This window comes from Solibacillus daqui, assembly GCF_028747805.1.
In the GTDB taxonomy this organism is placed as follows: domain Bacteria; phylum Bacillota; class Bacilli; order Bacillales_A; family Planococcaceae; genus Solibacillus; species Solibacillus daqui.
Genome location: NZ_CP114887.1, coordinates 1080524 through 1105239, shown reverse-complemented (window position 1 = coordinate 1105239; position 24716 = coordinate 1080524). Strand labels below are relative to the sequence as shown.

Here is a 24716-nt window from a genome sequence, read left to right as displayed (position 1 = left end):
CCAACTTTTTTCAAATCTTTTTCAATCAATTACGCCTCAGCGTAATTGCGTCCAGATTTTTTTCAAGCTCGCTTGAAAACCCCTCTAAAAAATCTGTGACATCCGCCGGGAGCTTGACTTAATTCAGCCGGGGTTTGAATCTCGGCTGAATTAAGTCATTCATCTTCTATTAAAAAGCGTTGGAAAACTTCATTGCCAACAAAGCGACCTTTGCGTGTTAAACGTACTCCTTGCGCGTCTGTTTCTAGCAAACCTTCCCGCTGTAACTTAGGAATCGTCTCTCCATATACCGAAGCCATTGACTGACCAAATTTTTGTTCAAACTCTCCATGCGTTACACCTACTGCTTTACGCAAACCTAAAAACATTTGCTCCTCAAGCTTTTCAGCTTTTGTAACACTATGCTCATGCAATAAAGGGCGATTGCCTTCCATCACAAGTTCAATATACTTTTTAATCGGGGCAACATTAGAATAGCGCACACCTTGTAAGTAGCCATGTGCACCTGCTCCAAAACCTGCGTATTCATCATTATCCCAATAAATTTTATTATGCGTTGACTCAAATCCTTCATGCGCAAAATTACTAATTTCATATTGATGTACACCGTGTGCTACCATTGTGTCAATAAGCACACCATACATATCCGCCTCTAAATCCTCGGTCGGTAAGTTCAGCTTTCCTTTCGCATATTGAATATAAAAAATCGTTTTCGGCTCAACGATTAATGAATACGCCGAATAATGTGGTAACTTTAGTGCCAGTGCCTTTTCTAACGTATGTTGCCATTGCTCCATCGTTTGCCCAGGTAAACCGTACATTAAATCGATACTAATATTCGTAAAGCCAACATCCTTAGCGTTTTGAATTGTTTTATACACATGCTCGTTAGAATGTGTACGACCAATTTTCTTTAGTAAATCTTGATCAAACGATTGTACGCCCATGCTTAAACGATTTACACCGCCGTTAAAAAGGGCCTGTAATTTTTCTACAGTTAATTCATCTGGGTTTGCTTCACTACTAAATTCTTTTACGTTTGACAGTGGAATATGTTTCGCAATAAGTGCTAATAATTTTTCAATTTGCACAGCTGATAAAGCAGTCGGTGTGCCACCACCTAAAAAAATCGTTTCAACATTTGCGAACGCTTCAGGCATTTGCTGAACTGTTAACTCCATTTCACGGCCTAGCGCTTCAATATATTCATCAACAGGTTGGTTTTTAAAAAACACCTTATTAAAATCACAGTAATTACAAATTTGATGACAAAAAGGAATGTGAATATATACACCTCTAGCCATTAAAATCACTTCCTTTAGAAAATATCTTAAATACTCTCTCCATTATAAAGCAATGTCTAGTTAGAAAGCACATCATAGTCATTACCATTTCAAATTGCACTAGAAAAACACAAATTGTGCCCTAATATTGTGATTTTACTCACATTGAGCAAATTTACTAACAAAAAATAGATTAAATCAGTGTTATTTCGGCGGGCTACGGCATGACAGCATTATGGCCAAGTGGTACGTGTCCATACTACTGTCTTTAATGCCGCATGCAAGGCCCGCCAAACTAAAATGTTGCGTCTTAATTTAGTTAAAAGAGTCCAATGCTACCGCTTGCGCTATCGCGAGGCGGCGGGGATGAATAAAATAGTACGCTGTATACAATATTGTATCTTTGATTAAATGATAGAAATTAGCTACTTTTATTGCGTCAAAGTAAAAACATCCTTAGACTTTATTTCAATAACGAAGTTAATTCAGTACATTTTATTCAATTTCTTTGTAATAGAATCCAATATTAACTTTATAGTAGAGTGCCGCGAAGTGAAGGGGGCGACTCCTAGAGGATTAAGCGTGCGCGGAAAATCCACTTGTATGTGCCACCGTAAGAGGCACATACAAGTTAGTTGTAGCCACGCCCTCAGGAACAATGGAACAAATGCTAAAATCGCCACATCGTGTGGCAACGCATTCATGACCAACATCGTGTTGGCCTCCCGTAGCGTAGCAGAACGGATTTTAATAGATAATTACACTTAGCCCTGAATTTCACAAAAAAATACCGTACCCATTTTGGAGTACGGTAAATATTATTATTAAGCAAACATCGGCTCTTGATTATTCATAAGCATAATTAAGTCAATTGCATTTAACTGTGGCAATTTTTCACTAAAAGCTTTGGCATCTTCTACTGACTGGAATTGAAAAGCGTCAAGTTCCTTCATCAGTTCATATTGTTCTCCAATTAAGCGAATCATATATAACCGAACTGTAGGACAACATTGTTTCATTGAATCAAAATTTTCTCCTGCAATAACAAGCCCAATTTCTGTTGACGATTCACCGACCACCGTTTCGATAATATGTAGTTCATCCAATACAAACCACTCTGGAACTATTAATTGAATTTGATTGTTCATAAAATTCATCCCCCTGATAATATGAAGTGTTATGCTACGTAAATTGTACGAGCAATGATTTTAAAACGTTGAACACAATTAACTTTATTCTATTCCTTTGAACAGCAAACGACTAGTCATTCACAATTTTTAATGCAATTTATACATGCGTATTTTACTATATATCAATTAGGTTCCAAATCCTTATTAACTAACGCATCTATAAAACAATTAAAACCATTTTACTACAATCAATAATTTAATAATAGCGTCAATTTTATAGCTACTTTTCGTATTTTACATATTTTTCTAGTAAATTAATCTTATGTAACTTTCACTTATTGAGCAGTATCATGACTTAATAATTATATAATATCAATTATCCCAATAAATTTCACTATTTTTTTAAAATTTTCATATTTTTTTGATAATAACCTCTTTTCCCACAAAGTAGATTAATTTCCTTGGGAATTATTAGATGAGAAATTATAACAGCAAAAAACTTCTGACGTTTATGAGACCGTCAAAAGTTTTTTGGGTTTATACTTGGAATCTGTCCACAGCATGTGTCAATGAACGCATATTTTTTGCAATGCTGCGAATTTCATCAGATATTTCACTAGTTGATTGTTTTTGAAGCTCGACTTGCTGCTGAATTTTCTGCATAGACGCTAAATTTTCCTCGGAGCGATTGCTAAGTTCCACTGCACTAATTGAGACCTCGTGTGTATGGCTCACAATTTCGCCCATTACCTGTGCCATCTGTTCGATTTGCGGCCCAATTTGATGTACTTCATCGGTAATTTCTCTAAATTTATAGGCACTCTGCTCTGTATATTTTGCCCCTGTCATAACACTTTTCATCGCCTGTTCCATACTTTGCGATGCATCAATTGTGCCTTGCTGAATGTCTTTGACAATCGTAGCAATGGAATTTGTAAAGCGCTTCGATTGTTCTGCTAGTTTGCGTACTTCCTGAGCAACAACCGCAAAGCCTTTACCATGCTCCCCGGCGCGTGCTGCTTCAATGGAGGCATTTAATGCTAATAAATTTGTTTGATCGGCAATTTCATGAATAATATGGACCGCCTGTGATATTTCTTGTGACTGCCCCTTTAATTGCATTAACTTGTTACTAGACTGTTCCATCGTATGCTCAATCGATTGCATTTGTGACAAATTTTGCTCTACAAGAATTTCGCCATCGGAAGCTTTATAAACGGTTGTTTGAACAACACGCTCGATTTCATGCATTCGTTGCGAAATTTCTTCAACACCTGCTGCCACCTGTTGAATCGATGCTGTATTATCTGCAAGCTGTGCCGTTGCATAATGTAGCGAGCTTGTCATGACATCTGCATTTGACGCAATATGCACCGCGCCCTTAGTAATCTGCTCAAAATTATAGGTTAATTCTTGATTGGCCCCTGTTGCTTCACTTGCTCCGTGACGAACCGTTTTTAGGAGCTCTTTCATATCCGCAATCATTAAGTTGTAGTACTTCGTTGTTTCCCCTAGCTCATCGCGTGCACTATAGGTTGCATATTTTGTTAAATCCCCCTGCTGTGCAAGCTTAAATAACCGCTTTAACTCACGGGTCGGCTTGTTAATCGATTGAATCGCTTGAAAGCCAAAAAATAAAATGAGCGCCATTAAAATAACAGAAATGCTTACAATTAACCGATAGCCAAATGCAATATCCTGCTCGTGGTTTTCGAGTTGCTTTTGCGCACGTTCTAATATATATGTATTGATTTCCACAAGTAAGCTCGGTGACGGATTTGCAGATACTTGCTTGATGTAATGCTCCATCTTTCCATCAAACGCAATGGATTTTAATTGTTGCCGCGTTTCATTAGAAATGGAGTTTGTTGTTTCAACTTGCAGCATTACTTCCTGTAACACCTGTGTCGCTAGTAATTTTTCATGATACATACTCGCGGTTTCACGCTCCATTTTGCGTAAATAATCCAAGCTAAAAACGGTTAATATGATATTCGATAAAATACAAATAATCATTAAAACTGCTAGTCGATCTTTTACTTTCACTGCTTTATAAAAGCGCACGGCACTTTACCTCTTTACATTTATTTTTAATTATTACTATAGGAAATTTGTGTAAAGAGACTTTAGGAGAATTGTTAATTCCTTGTAAATCAAAAAAGCACAGAGCGAAGATGCCCTGTGCTGTAAAGATTACATAAATTCTTTTACTAATTTATCGAATTGCACTTCTGATAAGCTAATATCGATGTCTGTTAATGGCAACTCCGAATAGCCTTGGATTTTTTCTTGATATGATTTTGTTTCAGTATCTTGATAAATAATCCCTGTTACTAAACCTTCATGTTTCATAACAGTTTGCATCGCTTGCTCACGATTTGAGTTATCATAACCTTCGATATCCGCTAATTTCGTTATATGCTCCTTGAACCATTCATATGTGTTCACTTTGTTGTAAGTGACACATGGTGAGAATACGTTGATGAATGAGAAGCCTTTATGATTTAAGCCTGCTTCGATTATAGCTGTTAATTCTTTAATATCTGTTGAGAAGCCTTGTGCCACAAATGTTGCGCCGCTTGTAAGTGCAACTTCTAATGGTTTTAATGATGGCTCAATTGCCCCACCTGGCGTTGATTTCGTAATGAAACCAGCTGCTGAACGTGGCGATGTTTGTCCCTTTGTTAAACCGTAAATTTGGTTATCCATTACTACGTACGTAATGTCGATGTTACGGCGAATTGCATGGATTGTGTGTCCCATACCGATTGCAAAGCCGTCACCGTCACCACCAGAGGCGATAACTTTTAAATCTTTGTTGGCCATTTTTAAGCCTTGTGCGATTGGTAATGCGCGCCCGTGAATCCCGTGGAAGCCGTATGAGTTAATGTAACCTGAAATACGACCTGAACAGCCAATACCAGAAATAACCGCTAATTCATTTGGCTCGTAACCTACATTTGCTGCTGCACGTTGAATCGCTGCTTGCACAGAGAAGTCACCACAGCCTGGGCACCAGTTCGGTTTTACTGAATTTCGGAAATCTTTAAATGTTGCCATGATTAAATTTCCTCCTTCACTAAGTTTGTTAATTCACGTGGTAGGAATGGTGTACCATCGTATTTTAAAATCGATTTTGTCTTCGCGTGACCACCGATGTTCATTTTCATAATGTTCGCTAATTGACCTGTAGCATTATTTTCTACCACAATGACCTTTTTAGCACGATCCATTAAAGCAGTCATTTCGTCTGCTGGGAATGGATGCACTAATTTGATGTGAGCGTGGTTTACTTTTAAGCCTTCATTATTTAACGTTTCTTGTACTTCTTCTAATGCACCGCGCGTTGAGTTAAAGCCTACTAATAATACGTCTGCTTCTTCGTGTGGCGCGTTTACATATACGGCGTTATCAAAACGTAAGTAGTTAAGCTTGCGCATACGTTTATCCATTTGTGTACGACGGTTGCCCGTTGCTTCAGATGGCTTCCCTGTCTCATCATGCTCTACACCTGTTACGTGGTGAATACCACCTTTTAAGCCTGGTAATACACGAGGTGACACTCCATCTGCTGTGTTTTCATAACGTTTGAAGTAATCTTTTGATTCTTCATCTTCAACCGCATCGACAATTTTACCGCGACGGATTTCAATTTTGCTGTAATCAAATGGCTCCACCGTTTGTTTACCTAATGCTAATTGTAAATCAGTCATAACGATAACCGGTAATTGTAGTTCCTCTGCGATGTTAAATGCTTGGATTGTATCGTAGAATGCCTCTTCAATTGTAGAAGGTGCGATTACGACTTTCGGAATTTCACCGTGTGTACCGTAAATCATGGCCATTAAATCCGATTGCTCTTGTTTTGTTGGTAAACCTGTTGATGGGCCACCACGCTGCGTATCAAAAATAACTAACGGTTGCTCTGTCATACCTGAAAGACCGATTGCTTCCATCATAAGTGATAGACCAGGACCTGCCGATGCAGTAAACGCACGGACACCACCGTAGTTTGCACCAATTGCCATTGTAGCTGCTGCGATTTCATCTTCTGTTTGAATGACCGCACCACCAACTAATGGTAGCTTTTTAATCATGTACTCCATAATTTCAGAAGCCGGTGTAATTGGGTAAGCTGCCATGAAGCGAGAGCCTGCCGCTAGTGCACCTAATGCCGCTGCATCATTCCCAATCATGAACATTCGACGTTTTCCGTCTGCTGGTTCTAACTCCCATGCACCTACACGATCACCGATTTGTTCAGCAATTGCTTCACGCCCACGTTGAATCGCTTCGATGTTTTTCGCAACAACCTCTTCGCCTTTACGACCAAAGATTTCATCTACTACACTTTGGAATACTTCTTCATTTAAGTTTAAAAGTGCTGCAGTTGCCCCAATCGCCACCATGTTTTTCATTAATGACGTACCTAGTTCAGCTGCGATTTCTGTAAATGGTACTGAATATAGAGGTGCTACACAGTCCTCTGGGTTTGTTGGATTAAATTTTGCATCAGCTAAAATGATACTTGATGCCGTTAATTCTTTATAGTTCACGTCGATTGTTTCTTGATCGAACGCCACTAAAATATCTAAATCGTCCGCAATCGAACGTACTTCTGTTGGACGAACTGTAATTTTATTATTCGTATGGCCACCTTTAATACGAGAAGAGAAATGACGGTAACCGTATAGGAAATAACCTAAACGATTCATTGCCATTGAGAAAATTTCACCTGTACTCTCGATCCCTTCACCTTGTTGCCCACCGACTTTCCATGAAAGCTGATGTAACATATCAACATCTCCTTAAGTTTTCTATTTATATAAATAAAGTAGTTGTTATTACTTTATTAGGTAGCTGGATAACGCTACAGCTATGTAAACTCCATTACACCTCTGTGCATGATTACCAAAGGCTTAACTGCATTCATGGAAAGAACCAATGAATTTAGTTAAATTTCCTTCATTAGTTTAACATGAAGTGTAAGTTCCTACTATTGCAAATGTCATAAAGCGTAAAAAAATCAGACCTTTGACGGAAGGTTTTGTACACAAATTAGTTTGAAATCAATTTTGTTAAGTAATGAAACGAATTTATCGTTATTTTGTTCCTAAACAATTTAAAAAATAACGGCATAGATTTATTGGAGAGCCACTCAAAAAAGCAGTCTGGCACTTAAAACCTCAAAATAAAAAACACTCACGCAAATTTGTTTCATTTGCGTAAGTGTTTGTTTATTTATCGTGATCTTTTTTCAACAAGTAATTTTAACGCCGTTCGATCTTCCCCTGCAATAGTAATGTCTGCGAAGGCTGGTGCACAAATCAAATCCGTTCCACTCGGTGCCACAAACCCTCGTGCAATGGCTACAGCTTTAATTGCTTGGTTGAGCGCGCCTGCACCTACCGCTTGCATTTCTGCAAAGCCCTGTTCTCTTATGACCGCCACAAGTGCTCCTGCAACAGAATTAGGATTAGAACGAGATGATACTTTTAATGAATCCACAGCTATTTCCTCCTCATCTAGTACTGCTTTTTAGACAATTTTTATTGCCTGTACGTCATTGTATGCGGTATGATTATACTTTAGAATCCGAAAATTATAACTCTTCAGAAAATTATTCACTTAAACTATATTCCTTATAATAATGCTGATGTTTTGGTGTTACATAATTATTTAATACTACACCTATAATTATTGATTGAGAGTTAGACAAAATTACATGCGCTTTTCGAACAGCTTCCTTTTCGACAACACCTGTATTTACGATTAATACTGTACCATCGCATTTATTCGCCAATATTTGCGCATCCGATACAGATAATAATGGAGGTGCATCAATAATTACGATGTCAAAATCCCTCTTCACATCAAGAATCAACGCATCCATCGATTTTGAAGAAAGTAATTCAGCAGGATTTGGTGGAATAGGACCACTTGTTAATACATGAAGCCTAAATATAAATGTCTCCTGTATCGCTTCATTTAAAGTAGCCTTTTTTGCAATTACGTTAGATAGCCCGACATTATTGAAGGTTTTAAAAGTTTGATGCAAAGTCGGTTTTCGCAAATCTCCATCGATGATCAGTACCCTTTTCCCCTCTTGCGCAAATACAACCCCTAAATTTGCAGCATTAGTGGATTTTCCTTCGCCTGGAGTAGACGAAGTGACCAAAATCGTTTTTAATTCTTGATCTGGCATTGAAAATGTGATGTTTGCACGAATCGTACGAAATTGCTCTGAAATAATTGATTTCGTATCTGAAACAGTAATTAAATTTCGAGCTGTTTTTGATAACATTAATTGTTTTTTCTTTTTTCTACTTCTCAAGCTAAACATTTTCGTTCCTCCTAACTCTACGAGATTTAAGGGAAATTTTCTTTTCTTTTTTTTCATCAATGAAGCCAACTACACCTATGACAGGTAAACCATATTGTTCTTCGATGTCTTTCTCGCTCTTAATTGTAGTGTCTAAAAATTCTAGTAGAAATACCAACCCAATACCTACCATTAGACCAATAACTGCCGCAATAGCCATATTAAGCATTTTATTTGGTTTTACCGGGGTAGGATTTCCGCTTAATTTTGCAACAGTTAAAATATTTATATTATCAACATTCATCAGCTTTGGAATTTCCTCTTTAAATACTTCCGCCACCGTGTTCGAAATTTCCACAGCTTGCTCTGGGCTTTGATCTTCTACTATAATATTTACAACCTTTGATTCATTTTCATGAGATATAGAAATTTGATTTTTCAATACTTCTGGCATTATGTTTATCTCTAAATTCTCAATTACTTTACTTAAAATAGCAGGGGTTGTAATGATCACATTATAGGTTTTTATTAATTGTAAATCTGTTTCCATTTGCGACCATGAATACGTTTCCTCGCTGTTGCTTTTTTGATTTACTAAAATTTGTGTTTGTGCTTGATACATTGGAGTCAATAAATAAAAACTTACAGCTGCTGCAATGCCAATACTAATAACAGTAAAGGTAATAATTAGTAATATTCGTTTTTTTATTATTTTGATTATTTCTTGTAAACGGATTAGTTCTTCCAATACTGTTGCCTCCTTGAAAAACATTTACAATTTATTAGCCTCCAATAATATCAATCAAATTTCAATAAATTAACAAGACATGATATCTCACTTATTATATGAATTGAAAAGTAAAATTATCACTTTAGCCATTTCGATCAATTGTATAATCAATTGTATTTATTAAATAGGGCTGTCTTTTTAAGCAATAAAAGTTTTGACATTAAACCCAATTTTAATTTGTGGAGTGGAGAATTCTATTTTTATAAATTTTCAAGATCTTTTTTTTAAAATAAATAAGTTTTAAACTCCTAATTCCATTAATTGATTTCAGATTTACAATATGTGGGGTATTGTTTAATATAATCTCTTCCAAGAGATTATTTTCAATTAAAAACTCACAATTTTGATATACCCTGTAAATTATGCCACCCGGAATTCTGTAGTTTATCATAATTTTAGTCAATTTCATTTTTTCTTCTACTAACAATTTTGAATGTAAAATATCATTGATAAGAATATTCATCCATTTTAAATCTAAGTTAATTTTATCAATATTATTTTCACTAAGACTACCCTCGATTTCTAAATGATAATTAGTAAGCCTCTTCTTAACGCATTGGACATCTTTAGATTGCTTAAGTAAGTTAGCGAAAAACAACATATCTTCTCCAAAGTTCAAATCTTCTCTAAACAATAAATCATGTTTTAACAAAAAACTTTTTCTAATCAACCAAGAATTAGTGTTAGGCGTTGTGGTATTTTTTAAATAATTCATTAATATAAACCCTGACTTAAAATTAATTTTAGCTTTTCTTTTCTTATTACCTATATAAAAATGACCACAATAACAAACATCCTTATTTCCAATTTTCCTTAGCATATTTTCTAAAAATGTTTTCTCGTAAGTATCATCTGCATCTAGAAAACTAATAAATTCGGTTTCCGCCATTTTTATTGATAAATTACGTGTATAGGACACACCTTTATTTTCCTGATGATATACTCTAACCCTACTATCTTTTTTTCTGAAATATTCACATATTTCCCCACTTTTATCTGTCGAGCCATCATTTATAATTATTAATTCAAAATCCTGAAAGCTTTGAGATAATACACTAGAAATACTTTCTTTTAATCTTGCTTCTTTATTATATACACTCATTAAGACTGATATTTTTAACAATCAATCACTTCCAAAAATTAATTTTCACAATTCATTAACCGGTATCTATTAACCGGTATCTGTTAATCTAATTGTCGTATCATGCTACTATGTTACCTGTAAGAAATACCAATTACGGTAGGTGTATTTAAATTGTCTAAAAACTAAAAAAAGTATTTGACATTTTACGCTTATCCTCTAAAAAAATCCCATAGTATCGATCATACTTTGGGATTTCATTTCATATTTCTTCAGTATCTAATATACGAAAGAATCTTCTACGTTCACATTGATAAAATCTGTGATACTATCCATTTTTCTTAGCATTTCTTCTAGTGATGAATATTTCAGCACCATTGTTCCTATTTTTTTATCTGATCCTGTAAAAGCAGATAAACTATCCTTCGGTTTAATGGAGAGTTCATATTCTACAATATTATTTTCCTCAAACTCTTTGTCCATTTCGAGCCCTTCAAATATCCCGCTTTTCTGACTATTTAACACATAACATGACCAATAGCCTGTAGGTTCTACCATTTTCAAATCACTACAATCTTCCCCTAAGGCAGCCTTTATCGTATATTCAATTAAATCGACACCTGTTGCCTTTTTCGTTATATGAGGAATCAAATTCCCTCCAACTCTTGCACCCATTTCTATAAAAAAAACACGATCATGTTTATCTACTTGTATATCAAAATCATAAGGACCTGTTTTCATTTCAAGTAAATGGATTAATCTTTGAATTTCCCTATGAATTTTATTTTGAATATGTTCCGGCAATACACTTGGCCAGCTTCCTCCTATTGGTGCAAACGGATTGATATTTGTAGGATTAAGATGATTATTTGTGAAGCATCGAAATACGAGTTCACCATTAACCGAGAAGCCATCGCCTCCGACTTGATATCCTTTTCGATCAATATACTCTTCTATGATAAAGCGTTTAGCTTTTGAGAAACTTAAAGCATATTCTATCTTTTCTTCAAGATATTCAATGGTATCTATTTTTGAAATTCCTCTACTTCCAGATGAATCCACTGGTTTGATCATCACTGGCATTTTGTAATGGAGTATTTCAGATTTTGCTTCTTCAAATGAGGTATATCCTTTTGCTTTAGGGACATTAAAGTTATTTTTCATTAAAAAGTCTCTAAACAAGTCCTTATTATTAATTATTTTAATGGACTCATATGAATAGGACGGTAATCCCAACTTTTCAGCAACGTAAGAAACTGTAGTCATGGCTTCATCGGCAGCAAAACAAGTGATTCCATCAATTTTTAAATCTCTAGCTAAAGAAAGAACTGCTTCTTTATCCATATAGCTAACATTGTGATACTCATGCGCCAATTTATGACCTGGGTTATGTTCAAAAAAATCACATGTAATCGTATAATAGCCCATCTCTATTGCCTTTTTAATAAAGGGTACATGGTATGGGTCTCCACTAAGGATTAATAGTTTTTTCATAATTTACCTCATTCTCAATTGGGTTTATTTTTGAATCAAATTATGCGAGCTCATCTTTTATATTAGATTAGCTACTCTTTCTTGTAGTAATAAAAATGGAATGCTTCCCGAAATCAAAAGATCATTCACTTTTACCTTCACTAATTTTTTTATATTATTCATTTTTTCCATCATCTCTTTTTCAGATTGATATTTCAGTATCATTAATCCAATTTTTTCGTGAGATCCAGAAAGGTCTGAAATCGGGTCATCTGGATTCACTAATAATTCATACTCCACTACATTTTTTTCTAAGAAGTCCTCTTGTATTTCTAATCCTTCAAATATGCCACTCTTTTCACTGTTTAGTACATATGTGGCCCAATATCCTGTAGGTTTAACCATCTTTACATCACTACAATCTTTGCCTAAAGCTGCTTTAATTGTATTTTCCATTAAATCGATTTTAGTGGCATATTGGATTGCCTCTGGATTCCAATCACCACCATTTCTCGGCGTGACCTCAATCAAATAGACGTTCTTATTTTCATCGATTCGAATATCGAAATTATAAGAACCTGTTTTCATATTTAATAAATCCAAAACTTTCTGAATCTCGTTATGAACATTTTTTTGGATTTGTTCTGGCATTGTGTATGGCCAAGTTGTTATAACTGGAACAAAGGGATTGATACAATCTGTTGAAAAATATTCATTCGAAAAACACCGAAACACAAGTTTACCATCTACCGAAAATCCATCTCCGCCAATATGTGGACCATAATTTTCAATATATTCTTCTATAATAAATCGTTTTACTTTTGAAAAACGTAAGGCATCGAATGCATTTTGTTCAAGTTGATCAATTGAATCTATTTTCGAAACGCCTTTACTGCCCGAAGAATCAACGGGTTTTATCATGACCGGCATATTAAATTTATGAATTTGGGCTTTAGCCTCTTCATACGTATGAAATCCTTCTGCCCTTGGAACATTGAAATTATTTTTTCTTTGGAAATTTCGAAATAATTCTTTATTCGTTAGTATCTCTACAGAATTATATGGATGTGTTGGTAAACCTAATTTTTCTGCAACATATGCGACTGTTGCTGCCCCTGACTCAGCTGCATAACATACAATTCCATCAATTTGCAAAGATTTCGCTAAGCTTAAAATTAATTCTTTGTCGGTCGTACAAACTTCATAAAATTCTTGGGCGAATTGTTTACCAGGAGCATTCCCATTACCGTCACAGACTATCACATAGCAGCCCATTTCCCGAGCTTTTTTAATCGCTGCAACTTGGGATAAAGCCCCACCTAACATTAAAAGTTTCTTCAATCATTTGTACCTCCTGTCTAAACTAAAATCATTTTTTATTAAAGAAATCTGCAAAATCAAATTGAATATACAGAGTCCTCAAACAAAGTTATATTTCTTTGTTGTCCTCTTTGTTATAAAAAGTTAAGTTATATTTCTTTGTACTAGACCCTAAAATACTAAGTAGCGTCGATCGTAAGTACTCATAACATTCGAGTTTAAATATCCGGGATAGAACTACATAGATGATGGACCCTAAAATAATTTGAATAAAAACGGTTGTGAGCATAGAAAATTCAAGTCCATGAGTTAAAAATAATAAGCCTCCCATTGCTAACGCGATTAACAAGGACGGGAATACATCGCGAAGTTGCTCCAGCATTCCGTAATTTAATAACTGCTTATTTGGATAAGCATCAATAATAGTAAATAGGACGCTACTAATAAACACACCAAAGACCATGACATAGAGACCAAATTGTATTGAAATAATCAGAATTCCTAGTCCAAGCAATGTTTTTAGTACTTCGAGTTTCAAAAACACATCACTACGCCCAAGAGCATTGATTGCCTGTAAATTGGCGGTTTGAATTGGATATAACGCATAAACCATACAAAAAATTTGTAAAAACGGAACTGTTGGTAACCATTTATCCGTCAATAATAGCCTTACTAATGGTTCAGCAATCATTGCCAAACCTATCATCATTGGAAATACAACGTATGAACTTGTAACAATCGTTCGCCGTACCATTTCTTTGACCCTTTGACGATTATCTTGATAAGAAGACAAGGCCGGTAACATGACAGCTTGTATGGAGCCGTTCACATTACTTACAATAATATTCGGAAACTGATCTGCTTTATTGTAATAACCGATCATTGCTGGGCTAAACAGTTTGCCGATAATCACACTGTGCATATTGCTATAAATTGCATTCAATAACGATGATACCAGTATTTTCCAACCGAATGAAAAAAGCTGCATTACGTTTCGCATTGAAAAAAATAATTGTGGTCTCCACTCTACTTTAAAGCTTAATAAAAAAGGCGTTATTAGATGACTAGCTAATTGTTGAAATACAAGTGCCCAAACGCCAAAGTCAGCGTATGCCATTCCAACTGCGATCATGCCCGAAAGTGCGTGGGCGATAGAGCTTGCAAGAAACAAATCTTTAAATTGCATATTACGAGAAACAATCACATATTGGATTGAATGAAATGCACTCAAAAATAGTGATAAAGATAAGACTCTTAAAATTAAAATTAATTGCTGTTGCTCAAAAAAGAAGGCAATAGTAGGAGCAAGATAAAAAAGGAGCATATAAATGATACTGCTAGATATTATATTCACATAAAAAACGGAGGACAAATCGACATGATCGACTTTTTTCTTTTGAATGAGCGCCGTCGTAAATCCACTTTGTACTATCACGATAGCAAATGTATTAAAGATCGTCACAATCACAATTAATCCAAAATCTTCTGGCAAAAGCAATCGAGCTAATATAAGAGTTATCAGTAGTTGAATTCCTTGAACCCCGCTTCGTTGCAATAAACTCCATAATAATGAGGAAACGATTTTTGCCTTTGTTACTTCATTGCCCAATTCATACACCCCTTTTTACAAAACCTACGAATGATCACTTCTTATCTACTTCAATTCACTACTACAGCTAAAACGATTACTCAAAAATGGTTCGATATGGGATGTACGTAGCTGCTCCGCTATTTATGATATATAGAAACATGGCGACTAATAACGTATAAAATAGTAACTTCAAATAAAAATGAACGATTGCATTGTTAAATAAAGAAATCATCTTTGGTACAACTAATAATCCATAAATCGTACCAAACAGCGATAATCGATGTCCCATTGTTCCCTGGGCATAGAACATTAAATAAATCGCGATTCCCATGAAAAAAATATTTAAGTAAATCCTTGATGGCTCATCATCATCTGTAATTTTCTTTCTTAATAATAGTGCAATAAAAGCTAGGATTAAGAAAAAAACAATTGCCTTAGTACCTTCCTGACTTGCTGTTTCTTTCGTATAAACAGCATATTTAGGTAAATAATTTAAAACTAGGCCATTTAACAGATTCGCAATAACAGGAAGTGAGGCTAAAAGGATTACCAGCTTAAAGGTGCCTAACTTTATATATCTTGCTAAATAAAAGACAAATGCTATTAATGATGCTTTATGAAATAAAATAGCTATCACTACTAAAACAATGTATGGAATCGGTCGCTTTTGTTCAATGTATTTAAATCCATAAAAGGTAATCGCTAATGCAGTAAAAAAACGGATGACGCTTAAGGAATTTAAAAAGTAAAGTGGAAAACATAAAAAAAACAGTAAACTAAGCCATGGATCTACACTATATTTATTAATCGTTTTGTAAATTAAAAAAAGGCAAATAAATGAATTGACTACGAAAAACAAATTATAGATACCTATCGACCTAGAAAGCTCAATCAATAGAATGGTTGCGAACTCTTCACCACCGACAATATTCGTTTGGATATTATATTTAACCGTGTCATAATACGCTAAATAATCCCAACCAACATCGAAACGAAAGGCAGAAAAGCAAAATAACAAAAGAAAGGCAACCATTAAAAAGACATTCTTTTTAGCATATTCATTTGGAAGAATTCTACTATCATCACTAAGTTGTACATTGCTACAATGGATAAAGGTGCTCATTTTATCTAAGACCATGACACCCATGATTACGAAAAGAAAAAAACAATAAAAAACCATGTAAGTTGCTCCTCAATCTATTTCAATATCGGATGAATGTTTTGAACTGCTTTTCAAAGAGAATATTATCTTGTAAAACTTTCTCCAAAAAATTTTTTCTACCTTTGTAATAGTTAGCTGAATTAAATTTCGATGCATATTGCAAAAGGTCATTCTCTGCGAATTCAAAGGAATGTAAAACAACCCCAATATGATTCAAGGAGATAATTTCTGCTAAATAGGTTCCTTTGAATGCGATTAAGGGTTTCCCATAAATTAAGGCATTATATAATCGATTCGGTAATGCCGTTTTATTATTGATGCCATCATTGTATCGAAGAACATTGATAAAATCGTTTTGATGATAAAATTGTTCTTCCTCCTCAGGATAATACCTTCCTGTTAATCTAACATTTCGAATCTGATTGCCAACCAAATAGTCGTTTATATGTTGATTACTATTGCCTTCCCCATAGTAATTCAACACAAACTTTCGGTTATTTTTTAAGACACTAATGAAGTCCTTATTAATCGAAAAGTCCCTTAGTGCACCAATATTTGCAACCGAAATTTGTTCTTTGTAGGACATATTTTCAACCGTCTCTATTTCATTTATGCTTTTAATTTGCGTATTATGATTGGTGATATATTTCTTGCTATGTGGCAGCCATTCTTCAAAGCCTGGCGAAGATATTACGGTAAAGGCGGAACCCTCAATTGTCTTCTTTATATTAAAAAATTGATGAAGTTTATGAAAATCTCGAATATCCAGCACATATGCACCTTTAAATTTTTTCTTTAGTATTCCATGAAGTAAATACGCTAATTGAATTCCAAACACGACAATTTTGTTGTACCGGTCCATTCTTAATCTTTCTATCACAAATCTCCGAAATTTTAAATATTCAAAAAAATTTCTATGATGTCCGATTTTGTTATCCTTATACGTATTTTCTTTTTCTTCCTCCATCTGAAACCTATCCCAATTAATAATGTCATAGTCTATATGTTGTTCATCTAATATTTGCTCGTAACTTTTTACGTATGGCATAAATAGCATATTTGATGGGCAAATTAATGCAATTTTCATGGATACGTACTCCCCCATACAACCCGATTCACATAATGTGTATACGACAAAATAATTCTTAACATTTTATCTGAAACATTCGGCATCCCATAATCTCCCACAAGTCTTAATGTATCTGTTTCCTGTGTTTCTAATATTTCTAACCCTTGTAATATTCTTTCCTTTTCAAGCCCAACCATCATCACCGAAGCTTCTTCCATCGCCTCTGGTCGTTCATGCGCTTGGCGAATATTAAGTGCGTTGAATCCAAGAATGGAGGACTCTTCACTAATTGTTCCACTATCACTCAGAACGGCTTTTGATTTTAGTTGCAGTTTTACATAATCGTTAAAACCTAAAGGCTTCATTATTTTTACTAGCGGATTAAATTCGATTTCTTTCGCTTCAATCATTTTCTGTGTACGAGGATGTGTACTCACAATGACCGGTAGTTGGTACTTTTCTGCAACAGCATTTAAACTTTCAACTAAATGAAGAAAATTTCGGGTGGAATTAATATTTTCTTCACGGTGTGCCGAAACAACAAAATACTTCCCACCCTCAAGTTCTAATCTTTGGAGTACATCCGATTTTTCAATATCCGCTTTTTTCGAATGAAGTACTTCAAACATTGGACTACCTGTCTTAATAATTCGATCGGCTGGAAAACCTTCCCTTAGGAGATATTCTCGAGCGATATCACTGTACGTTAAGTTAACATCTGAAATATGATCGACAATTTTTCGATTCGTCTCTTCCGGTACGCGTTGGTCAAAACATCTATTACCAGCTTCCATATGGAAAATTGGGATTTGCTTTCTTTTCGCAGCGATTGCACATAGACAACTATTTGTGTCCCCTAATACTAAAAAGGCCTCTGGCTGTACTTCTTCTAATACAGGATCGATTTTACTCAAAATATTGCCGATTGTTTCAGTTGCTGACCCAGTAGCTGCATTTAAGAAAAAATCTGGCTTTTTCAAACCGAAATCTTGAAAGAAAACTTCATTCAATTCGTAATCATAATTTTGCCCTGTATGAACAAGCGTATGTTCCACTACATTAGACTGTTCTAACTTATTGATTACTGCAGACAATCGAATAATTTCTGGTCTAGTCCCTACTACCGTCATCACTTTTAGTTTTTTCAAGATTTAAACCTCCAAATAGTACGTATCCGGCTTTACTGGGTCGAAACATTCATTTGCCCACATCACTGTTATTAGATCTGTTTCTCCTACGTTAACAATGGAATGTGTATATCCAGTAGGTATATCAACGACCTGTAGCTTTTCTCCACTCACCCTATATTCAATAATGTCCTCGGCTCCTAACTTTCTGAACCGTATTAACCCTTCACCACTAACAACTAAAAACTTTTCATTTTTAGTATGGTGCCAATGATTTCCTTTTGTAATTCCAGGCTTTGATACATTAACCGAAACTTGACCTTGATTCGGAGTTCGAATAAATTCAGTAAATGAACCACGATTGTCTAGATTCATTTTTAAGTCATATGAAAATTGATCTACAGGTAAAAAACTTAAATACGTACTATACAGCTTTTTCGTGAGAGGATCATCCATATTTACAATGTTTAAATTCGTTCTACTATCCTTGAAACTTTTTACTAGATTTGCTAATGTTCCAAGTTCAATTTGGTGTGTAATAGGTATCACACAGAATTCTCCTTGTTCTGTTGGTGTTCCGACTAACGCTCGTAACATTTCTTCTAAAACATCATCGATATAACAAAGGTTTAACTCTGTATCAGGGTTGTTTACTTGAATTTCTAAATTTCTTGCGATGTTATAACAAAAAGTAGCAACTACGCTGTTGTAATTCGGTTTACTCCATTTTCCAAATACATTTGGTAATCGATACATATAAACAGGGGCACCTGTTTGCTGTTGATATTGAAACAACAACTGTTCCATTGCCTTTTTGCTTCTCCCATAAGGATTATCCAATTCAGCTTGAATAGAAGAAGTTACGACAATAGGTGTATTATTTTCGAATTTTTTTAGTAGCTCTAACAGCTGAGAAGTAAAGTTAGTATTTCCTTCAAAAAAATCATTTTCATTTTGAGGTCTATTTACACCAGCTAAATGAAAGACAAAGTCACATTCTTTAGCATATTTTTCGAGCAGCGATGGATCGCTATCTCTTGAATACTCAAATATTTGATTTATTCCGCAGTTTTTGAGTTCTGCAATTAGATTTTTACCTATAAATCCTTTTGCACCTGTTACAAGAATGTTCATCTATCCAATCCCACCTTAGTTCATGATATGAATATTTTTATTCCATTCCTTTAGTTCTGCCTGAATGTAATCTAATTGCATTAATGTTTCTTTAATTTCTTCTATATTTAATTGCCTAGTATTGTCTGAATTGTACTCTTTGATATTTGTAAGTTCCGGATGACCTTCTACAAAATATTTATTGTAGTTGAGATTTCTTTGATCAGCAGGGACCTTAAAGAATCCAGCTAAGTCCACTGCGACTGCATATTCTTCTTTAGTAAGTAGCGTTTCATAGCGTTTTTCCCCATGTCGTGTCCCAATAATTTTTATTTCGTTGTCAACGTTAAATAGCTCCTTCAAGGCCTGAGCAAGATCACCTATTGTACTAGCTGGAGATTTTTGGACCATAATATCACCTGCTTCTGCATGTTCAAAAGCAAATAATACGAGTTCTACTGCCTCTTCTAAACTCATAAGAAACCTTGTCATATGGGGATCTGTTATTGTCAAAGGAAATCCTTTTTTTATTTGTTCAATAAATAACGGTATGACTGAACCACGTGAGGCCATTACATTGCCGTATCTTGTTCCACAAATGAGTGTATTTTCTGGAGAAACTGTTTTTGATTTTGCGACAAAAACCTTTTCCATCATTGCCTTTGAAATCCCCATTGCATTGATTGGATAAGCCGCCTTATCTGTTGAAAGACAAATTACTTTTTTTACTCCACTTTCAATTGCAGCATTTAATACATTTTCAGTTCCTAAAATATTTGTTTTTACTGCTTCAAGTGGGAAAAACTCACATGATGGTACTTGCTTTAAGGCCGCTGCATGAAATATATAATTAACACCGTACATAGCATTTTTTAAACTATCTATATTGCGCACATCTCCAAGATAGAATTTTAGTTTATCGTTGTTATATTTTTTCCGCATATCATCTTGTTTCTTTTCATCGCGAGAAAAAATACGAATTTCTTTGATATCTGTGTCTAAAAATCTCTCCATCACGGCATTTCCGAACGAACCCGTACCACCTGTAATCAATAAAATATTATCTTTAAACATCCAATAACCTCTTTTCAGTTATTTAAAATGGTTCATTATTATTTCATATGAGTGTTTGCTAGAATAATTTTGTTCTAAATAGGTTTTCGCATTTTTCCCCATTGATTCTCTTAATGTTGAATCAACAAATTGATTTATCTTTTTGTTGAATTGCTCAACATTATTACTCTCACACCACAGACCAAATTTTCCTTGTTCAATCACTTGCCCAATATCCGTATGAACGTCCGTAGCAGCTAACACTGGCATGGAAGATTGCATGTAAGAAAGTAATCGTGATGGGAAATTCGGGATTGTAAATCGATGGTCAAGAAAAATTAAACCGACATCACATGAATTTGCTAACAGCTCATATTCATCTTTTGGTAATTCTTCAAGCAATCGCGCATTTGTAGGTTTCTCGGCATCAAAGTAATGTTTGAGTTTGTTAAATTCTGTCCCAGCCCCTGCAATAACAAAAAATGCCTGATGTATATAATTATTCCCTTTCAAGCATTCGATTAGAAAATCAATTCCTTGGGGTTTACCTAGGTTGCCTCCATAGATGAAAATTGTTTTATCAGAAGGAATGTTATACTTTTCCCTAATCTGTTTTACGCTGTCATCGTTATTATTTATCGATAAAATATCGATACTATTTGGGCATATTTCAATTTTATTAGCAGAAATTCTTGGATTATGTTTCTTTATATAATCGACATTCGCCTGTGACATACAGCCTATATAATCGGAAATTTGGTATAATCTCTTTTCCTTCATCCTAAAATACTTATAAATCAAACCATTTTTACGAAACATGTTTAAATCAACAGCATTTTGCGGAAAAATATCTTTAAGTAATAAGTAAGATTTCGCATTATCCCTTTTTTTAACGAACCTTATTACTTTTTCAAATGTGATCGGCGGAGTTGAATTGATGATCAAATCAAAAACTACTTCCCTATAATGGTGCTTAATAGCGTTCAAAAATTGGCGTTCAATTATTAGAGTGGATAACCCTTTTTCAATCAGATTATTTTGCGTAATATTACCTATTCTCACCCTAAGAAAATGCACACCATTTTCTATCACATACTGAGTAGGTTTGTTCAAGCGTTTTTCAATCGGATTAACTACATACACCTGGTGACCGCCATCTCGAAACTGTCTAATCAGATCGGTGTAGATTCCTTTTTCCTCTATTGTCTTGATGTAACTAATTGAAAGAAATAATATTTTCATTTATTTAAACCCCACCTTTAATAATCGAATGCTGATTATTAAAACTAAATTCTATAGCTCGGGAAGAAAGCTTCCGATTCGTCGAAATTTTCATCTTTTTTTCTAATTCTCAGCAAATGGTTGTATTTTTCTACATCAAATATTTTCTTTCCTATTGAAAAAATCGTATCCGAATTTTTATTAAAGCCTTGTTTAAATTCATAAAGGCTATCTGCTTTACTACCAACCCCTCCGCCTAAATGAAAGGTTTTAAATCCATTCGCATTTCCCCAACATGCGATTTCATACATTAATAGATTGGTTGGGCCAAGATGTTGAAAGTTAATATCCGATGCAGACAAATGGTGATGGATTTGTCCATTTCCAAATGTTGTTATAACCATTGCAATTGTTCTTTTTTCAAATTGCGCATAAAAAATTAATGAATTATAGGGCATATCCTGTAGCACACTTTGAAAAAAATCATCATTAAAATTGTAGTAATTTTTAGCATTATTCTTTTCCATTGTCTGATGATACAAGCTCCTAAATTCAGTAAATAATTCTGGACTCCTTCCCCAGTATATTTGGACGCCTGATTTTAAAGCCTTCTTTATCCATCTCTTTTTATTCGTATTTAGGTTATTCCAAATTTCTTCTTGTGAAGCCAACGTTAAAGTAATGGTTTTACCAAGATTAGAGATTTCATACATGCTGCTTACATATTCGCAATTATTTAGAACTGGGTGAAATCGAACAATTTCGCTCACAATGCCCTCTTTCGCACATAGTTCATTGTATTCATCGTTCAATTTTTGCAAATTCGCTTCTGTTATCGTTCCTTCTATTAAAAAGCCACCATAACCATATGGCGTAGCGATGTCATAAAAGGTGTGGGGATTTACTTTGTTGTGAAACCTTACATCTGCTGCTATATCTCGTTTCATCACTACATTGATCGCCGTAATATTTTCATCCTCGTAATAAAAGAGTATCGGTTCCCCATCGCCATGAATTTTAAATGCCTCTAAATAGGTAGATAGATAATAAACATCAAAATCTTTAAATTTTTCAACAATCGTATTCCATTTTTCTGTTTCATCAAATGTAATCATTGTTAACATCTCTTTATCCCCCATTTTCAACACATTTCTTATTAAGCTATACTTACTCAAACAATTTAAGAATCACTTACTTCGAGTTTCCCTTGTCTATACTGATCAAAGTCTATTGGAGTATCCACACCACTCTCCCCAATATCAGCTCTCTTAATAACTTGGATAATTGTTTTTATAATTATCTTTAAATCTCCGATAAAAGTAATTTTATCAACGTATTTAATATCATAAGCAAAACGCATTTCCCAGTTAACAGTATTTCTACCATTAATCTGAGCTAATCCTGATAATCCTGGCCTCACGGAATGCCTAATTCTTTCTTGCTCCGTATAATGGGGTAAATATTCGATAACCAAAGGCCTTGGTCCAATAATTGACATATCCCCCTTTAAAATATTGAAAAGTTCAGGAAGCTCATCAAGTGATGTTGAACGAAGAAACCTACCAAATTTTGTTAACCTCAAACTATTTGGTAATAACTCTCCCTGTTCATCTCTTTCATCTGTCATTGTTCTAAACTTATACAAAGTAAAAATTTGTTCATCTTTGCCAGGCCTTTTCTGTTTAAATATCACAGATCTTCCAAGGTTAATACGCACTAATATAGTAACAATAAAAAAAATTGGACTAAGTATTATAATTGCTAATAATGCTAATATGAAATCCATTGGCCTTTTTACAAATCTGCTATAAATTGAAAGGTTACATGCTTGCATGAGTACCTACCAACATAACTGTTTTAATGATGTCCACAACTTTTTCCAAATCCTTTTCCGTCATCTTTGTATCAGAAGGTAAACAAACGCCATTCTCAAACAATTCTTCCGACACGTTAGTACCAATAAAATCATATTTTTCAAAGAACGGTTGCAGATGCATTGGCTTCCAAATAGGTCTCGATTCAATATTCTCTTTTTCTAACGCCTCTATCACATTTAGCGGTCTTATCTTTCCATTCATTGTTATAGCGCTTAACCAGTAATTAGGCTCATTCCAGTCATTGATTGGCATAAACTCAATATCCTTTAGAGAACTTAATTCGTTTCTATAATATTCAAAAATATATTTCTTTTTTTCTACTCTTTGATCTAACACTTTCAATTGCCCTCTCCCAATTCCAGCAACAATATTGCTCATTCGATAGTTGAATCCTAATTCGCTATGTTGATAATGCCTTGCAGGGTCTCTTGATTGCGTTGCCCAAAATTTCACCTTATCCATTTTCATTTCATTATTTGAAACAAGCATCCCTCCGCCAGAGGTCGTAATGATTTTGTTGCCGTTAAAAGAATAAATACCATAGTCACCATGCGTTCCACTAGGCTGACCTCTATAGTAGCTTCCAAGTGATTCAGCAGCATCTTCGATCAATGCAACATTATATTCTTGACAGAGATGAACGATTTTTTCCATATTTGCAGATAAGCCATAAAGATGGACCACAATAACAGCCTTTACATTTGGATATTTCAGAAATGCCTCTTCCAAAGATTTCGGGCACATATTCCAAGTTTCATAGTCACTATCAATGAAAACTGGAATCGCATTTTGATAAATAATTGGATTGGCTGTAGCTGCGAATGTAAGTGTTGAACAAAAAACGATATCTCCATCCATTACTCCTGCAGCTTTTAATGCCAAGTGAATTGCCGCCGTTCCTGACGATAAAGCTACTGCAGATTTGCTTCCTACTTTTTCTGCCAGCTCTTTTTCAAACTGATTTACATTTTCACCGAGTGGAGAAATCCAATTCGTATCAAAAGCTTCCTTAATATATTGCATCTCATACCCTTCATCACTCATATGTGGAGATGAAAGAAAAATTTTATCCTCCATTATGCAAATCTCCCTTTCCGGTATCTA

General features: G+C 34.7%; 21 protein-coding genes. All 21 read right to left on the bottom strand.

Features of this window, described 5'->3' with window-relative positions; translation table 11 throughout:
• Positions 1 to 155: 155 nt before the first annotated feature.
• A complete protein-coding gene (gene hemW / locus O7776_RS05150) occupies positions 156 to 1304 on the bottom strand; it encodes a radical SAM family heme chaperone HemW (RefSeq protein ID WP_274309548.1) in 1149 nt (382 codons plus the stop codon).
• 803 nt (positions 1305 to 2107) lie between these two features.
• Positions 2108 to 2431 (bottom strand): geranylgeranyl pyrophosphate synthase, encoded by a 324-nt coding sequence (locus tag O7776_RS05145; protein ID WP_274309547.1) that lies wholly within the window; start codon positions 2429 to 2431, stop codon positions 2108 to 2110.
• 519 nt (positions 2432 to 2950) lie between these two features.
• Positions 2951 to 4477, bottom strand: a complete 1527-nt coding sequence (locus tag O7776_RS05140) for a methyl-accepting chemotaxis protein (protein ID WP_274309546.1) — start codon at positions 4475 to 4477, stop codon at positions 2951 to 2953.
• 129 nt (positions 4478 to 4606) lie between these two features.
• Entirely contained in the window at positions 4607 to 5473 is an 867-nt protein-coding gene (locus tag O7776_RS05135; protein WP_274309545.1) for a 2-oxoacid:ferredoxin oxidoreductase subunit beta, read from the bottom strand.
• A 2-nt stretch (positions 5474 to 5475) separates the two neighbouring features.
• Positions 5476 to 7209 carry a 2-oxoacid:acceptor oxidoreductase subunit alpha gene (locus tag O7776_RS05130; RefSeq protein ID WP_274309544.1) on the bottom strand — a complete coding sequence of 578 codons (1734 nt, stop codon included), beginning with the start codon at positions 7207 to 7209 and terminating at the stop codon, positions 5476 to 5478.
• Positions 7210 to 7654: 445 nt separating this feature from the next.
• Positions 7655 to 7921 (bottom strand): stage V sporulation protein S, encoded by a 267-nt coding sequence (locus O7776_RS05125; protein WP_241368084.1) that lies wholly within the window; start codon positions 7919 to 7921, stop codon positions 7655 to 7657.
• A 112-nt stretch (positions 7922 to 8033) separates the two neighbouring features.
• Positions 8034 to 8756 (bottom strand): CpsD/CapB family tyrosine-protein kinase, encoded by a 723-nt coding sequence (locus O7776_RS05120; RefSeq protein WP_274309543.1) that lies wholly within the window; start codon positions 8754 to 8756, stop codon positions 8034 to 8036.
• Entirely contained in the window at positions 8749 to 9483 is a 735-nt protein-coding gene (locus O7776_RS05115; protein ID WP_274309542.1) for a YveK family protein, read from the bottom strand. Before O7776_RS05115 ends, O7776_RS05120 begins: the two co-directional genes overlap by 8 nt.
• A gap of 214 nt (positions 9484 to 9697) precedes the next feature.
• Positions 9698 to 10648 (bottom strand): glycosyltransferase family 2 protein, encoded by a 951-nt coding sequence (locus O7776_RS05110; protein WP_274309541.1) that lies wholly within the window; start codon positions 10646 to 10648, stop codon positions 9698 to 9700.
• Between the two features lie 237 nt (positions 10649 to 10885).
• On the bottom strand, positions 10886 to 12100 hold the full coding sequence (locus O7776_RS05105; RefSeq protein ID WP_274309540.1) for an ATP-grasp domain-containing protein: 1215 nt from the start codon (positions 12098 to 12100) through the stop codon (positions 10886 to 10888).
• A gap of 57 nt (positions 12101 to 12157) precedes the next feature.
• A complete protein-coding gene (locus O7776_RS05100) occupies positions 12158 to 13420 on the bottom strand; it encodes an ATP-grasp domain-containing protein (RefSeq protein ID WP_274309539.1) in 1263 nt (420 codons plus the stop codon).
• An 88-nt stretch (positions 13421 to 13508) separates the two neighbouring features.
• Positions 13509 to 15008 (bottom strand): lipopolysaccharide biosynthesis protein, encoded by a 1500-nt coding sequence (locus O7776_RS05095; protein WP_274309538.1) that lies wholly within the window; start codon positions 15006 to 15008, stop codon positions 13509 to 13511.
• A 76-nt stretch (positions 15009 to 15084) separates the two neighbouring features.
• Complete coding sequence (locus tag O7776_RS05090; protein WP_274309537.1) at positions 15085 to 16170, bottom strand: EpsG family protein; 1086 nt, start codon at positions 16168 to 16170, stop codon at positions 15085 to 15087.
• A gap of 22 nt (positions 16171 to 16192) precedes the next feature.
• Positions 16193 to 17239, bottom strand: coding sequence for a glycosyltransferase family protein (locus O7776_RS05085; RefSeq protein WP_274309536.1), 1047 nt, complete (start codon positions 17237 to 17239; stop codon positions 16193 to 16195).
• Positions 17236 to 18369 carry a non-hydrolyzing UDP-N-acetylglucosamine 2-epimerase gene (wecB, locus tag O7776_RS05080; protein WP_274309535.1) on the bottom strand — a complete coding sequence of 378 codons (1134 nt, stop codon included), beginning with the start codon at positions 18367 to 18369 and terminating at the stop codon, positions 17236 to 17238. The genes O7776_RS05085 and wecB overlap by 4 nt, the downstream gene beginning before the upstream one ends.
• A 3-nt stretch (positions 18370 to 18372) precedes the next feature.
• Positions 18373 to 19482: a capsular polysaccharide biosynthesis protein CapF gene (locus O7776_RS05075; protein WP_274309534.1), complete on the bottom strand. Its 1110-nt coding sequence runs from the start codon at positions 19480 to 19482 to the stop codon at positions 18373 to 18375.
• Between the two features lie 15 nt (positions 19483 to 19497).
• Positions 19498 to 20535 carry a polysaccharide biosynthesis protein gene (locus tag O7776_RS05070; RefSeq protein ID WP_274309533.1) on the bottom strand — a complete coding sequence of 346 codons (1038 nt, stop codon included), beginning with the start codon at positions 20533 to 20535 and terminating at the stop codon, positions 19498 to 19500.
• A gap of 18 nt (positions 20536 to 20553) precedes the next feature.
• Complete coding sequence (locus O7776_RS05065) at positions 20554 to 21756, bottom strand: glycosyltransferase family 4 protein (protein ID WP_274309532.1); 1203 nt, start codon at positions 21754 to 21756, stop codon at positions 20554 to 20556.
• A 44-nt stretch (positions 21757 to 21800) separates the two neighbouring features.
• Positions 21801 to 22859 carry a GNAT family N-acetyltransferase gene (locus O7776_RS05060; RefSeq protein ID WP_274309531.1) on the bottom strand — a complete coding sequence of 353 codons (1059 nt, stop codon included), beginning with the start codon at positions 22857 to 22859 and terminating at the stop codon, positions 21801 to 21803.
• A 56-nt stretch (positions 22860 to 22915) separates the two neighbouring features.
• Entirely contained in the window at positions 22916 to 23569 is a 654-nt protein-coding gene (locus O7776_RS05055; protein ID WP_274309530.1) for a sugar transferase, read from the bottom strand.
• Positions 23556 to 24689: a DegT/DnrJ/EryC1/StrS family aminotransferase gene (locus O7776_RS05050; RefSeq protein ID WP_274309529.1), complete on the bottom strand. Its 1134-nt coding sequence runs from the start codon at positions 24687 to 24689 to the stop codon at positions 23556 to 23558. The genes O7776_RS05055 and O7776_RS05050 overlap by 14 nt, the downstream gene beginning before the upstream one ends.
• Positions 24690 to 24716: the final 27 nt, after the last annotated feature.

What these genes read in the sequence shown, in the direction of transcription:
- O7776_RS05135 (WP_274309545.1), bottom strand. Translation starts at nt 5,473, where the DNA reads ATGGCAACATTTAAAGATTTCCGAAATTCAGTAAAACCGAACTGGTGC.
- O7776_RS05060 (WP_274309531.1), bottom strand. Translation starts at nt 22,859, where the DNA reads ATGTTAACAATGATTACATTTGATGAAACAGAAAAATGGAATACGATT.
- O7776_RS05120 (WP_274309543.1), bottom strand. Translation starts at nt 8,756, where the DNA reads ATGTTTAGCTTGAGAAGTAGAAAAAAGAAAAAACAATTAATGTTATCA.
- O7776_RS05065 (WP_274309532.1), bottom strand. Translation starts at nt 21,756, where the DNA reads ATGAAAATATTATTTCTTTCAATTAGTTACATCAAGACAATAGAGGAA.
- O7776_RS05055 (WP_274309530.1), bottom strand. Translation starts at nt 23,569, where the DNA reads ATGCAAGCATGTAACCTTTCAATTTATAGCAGATTTGTAAAAAGGCCA.
- hemW (WP_274309548.1), bottom strand. Translation starts at nt 1,304, where the DNA reads ATGGCTAGAGGTGTATATATTCACATTCCTTTTTGTCATCAAATTTGT.
- O7776_RS05070 (WP_274309533.1), bottom strand. Translation starts at nt 20,535, where the DNA reads ATGTTTAAAGATAATATTTTATTGATTACAGGTGGTACGGGTTCGTTC.
- O7776_RS05105 (WP_274309540.1), bottom strand. Translation starts at nt 12,100, where the DNA reads ATGAAAAAACTATTAATCCTTAGTGGAGACCCATACCATGTACCCTTT.
- O7776_RS05145 (WP_274309547.1), bottom strand. Translation starts at nt 2,431, where the DNA reads ATGAACAATCAAATTCAATTAATAGTTCCAGAGTGGTTTGTATTGGAT.
- O7776_RS05085 (WP_274309536.1), bottom strand. Translation starts at nt 17,239, where the DNA reads ATGAAAATTGCATTAATTTGCCCATCAAATATGCTATTTATGCCATAC.
- O7776_RS05050 (WP_274309529.1), bottom strand. Translation starts at nt 24,689, where the DNA reads ATGGAGGATAAAATTTTTCTTTCATCTCCACATATGAGTGATGAAGGG.
- O7776_RS05075 (WP_274309534.1), bottom strand. Translation starts at nt 19,482, where the DNA reads ATGAACATTCTTGTAACAGGTGCAAAAGGATTTATAGGTAAAAATCTA.
- O7776_RS05130 (WP_274309544.1), bottom strand. Translation starts at nt 7,209, where the DNA reads ATGTTACATCAGCTTTCATGGAAAGTCGGTGGGCAACAAGGTGAAGGG.
- O7776_RS05090 (WP_274309537.1), bottom strand. Translation starts at nt 16,170, where the DNA reads ATGGTTTTTTATTGTTTTTTTCTTTTCGTAATCATGGGTGTCATGGTC.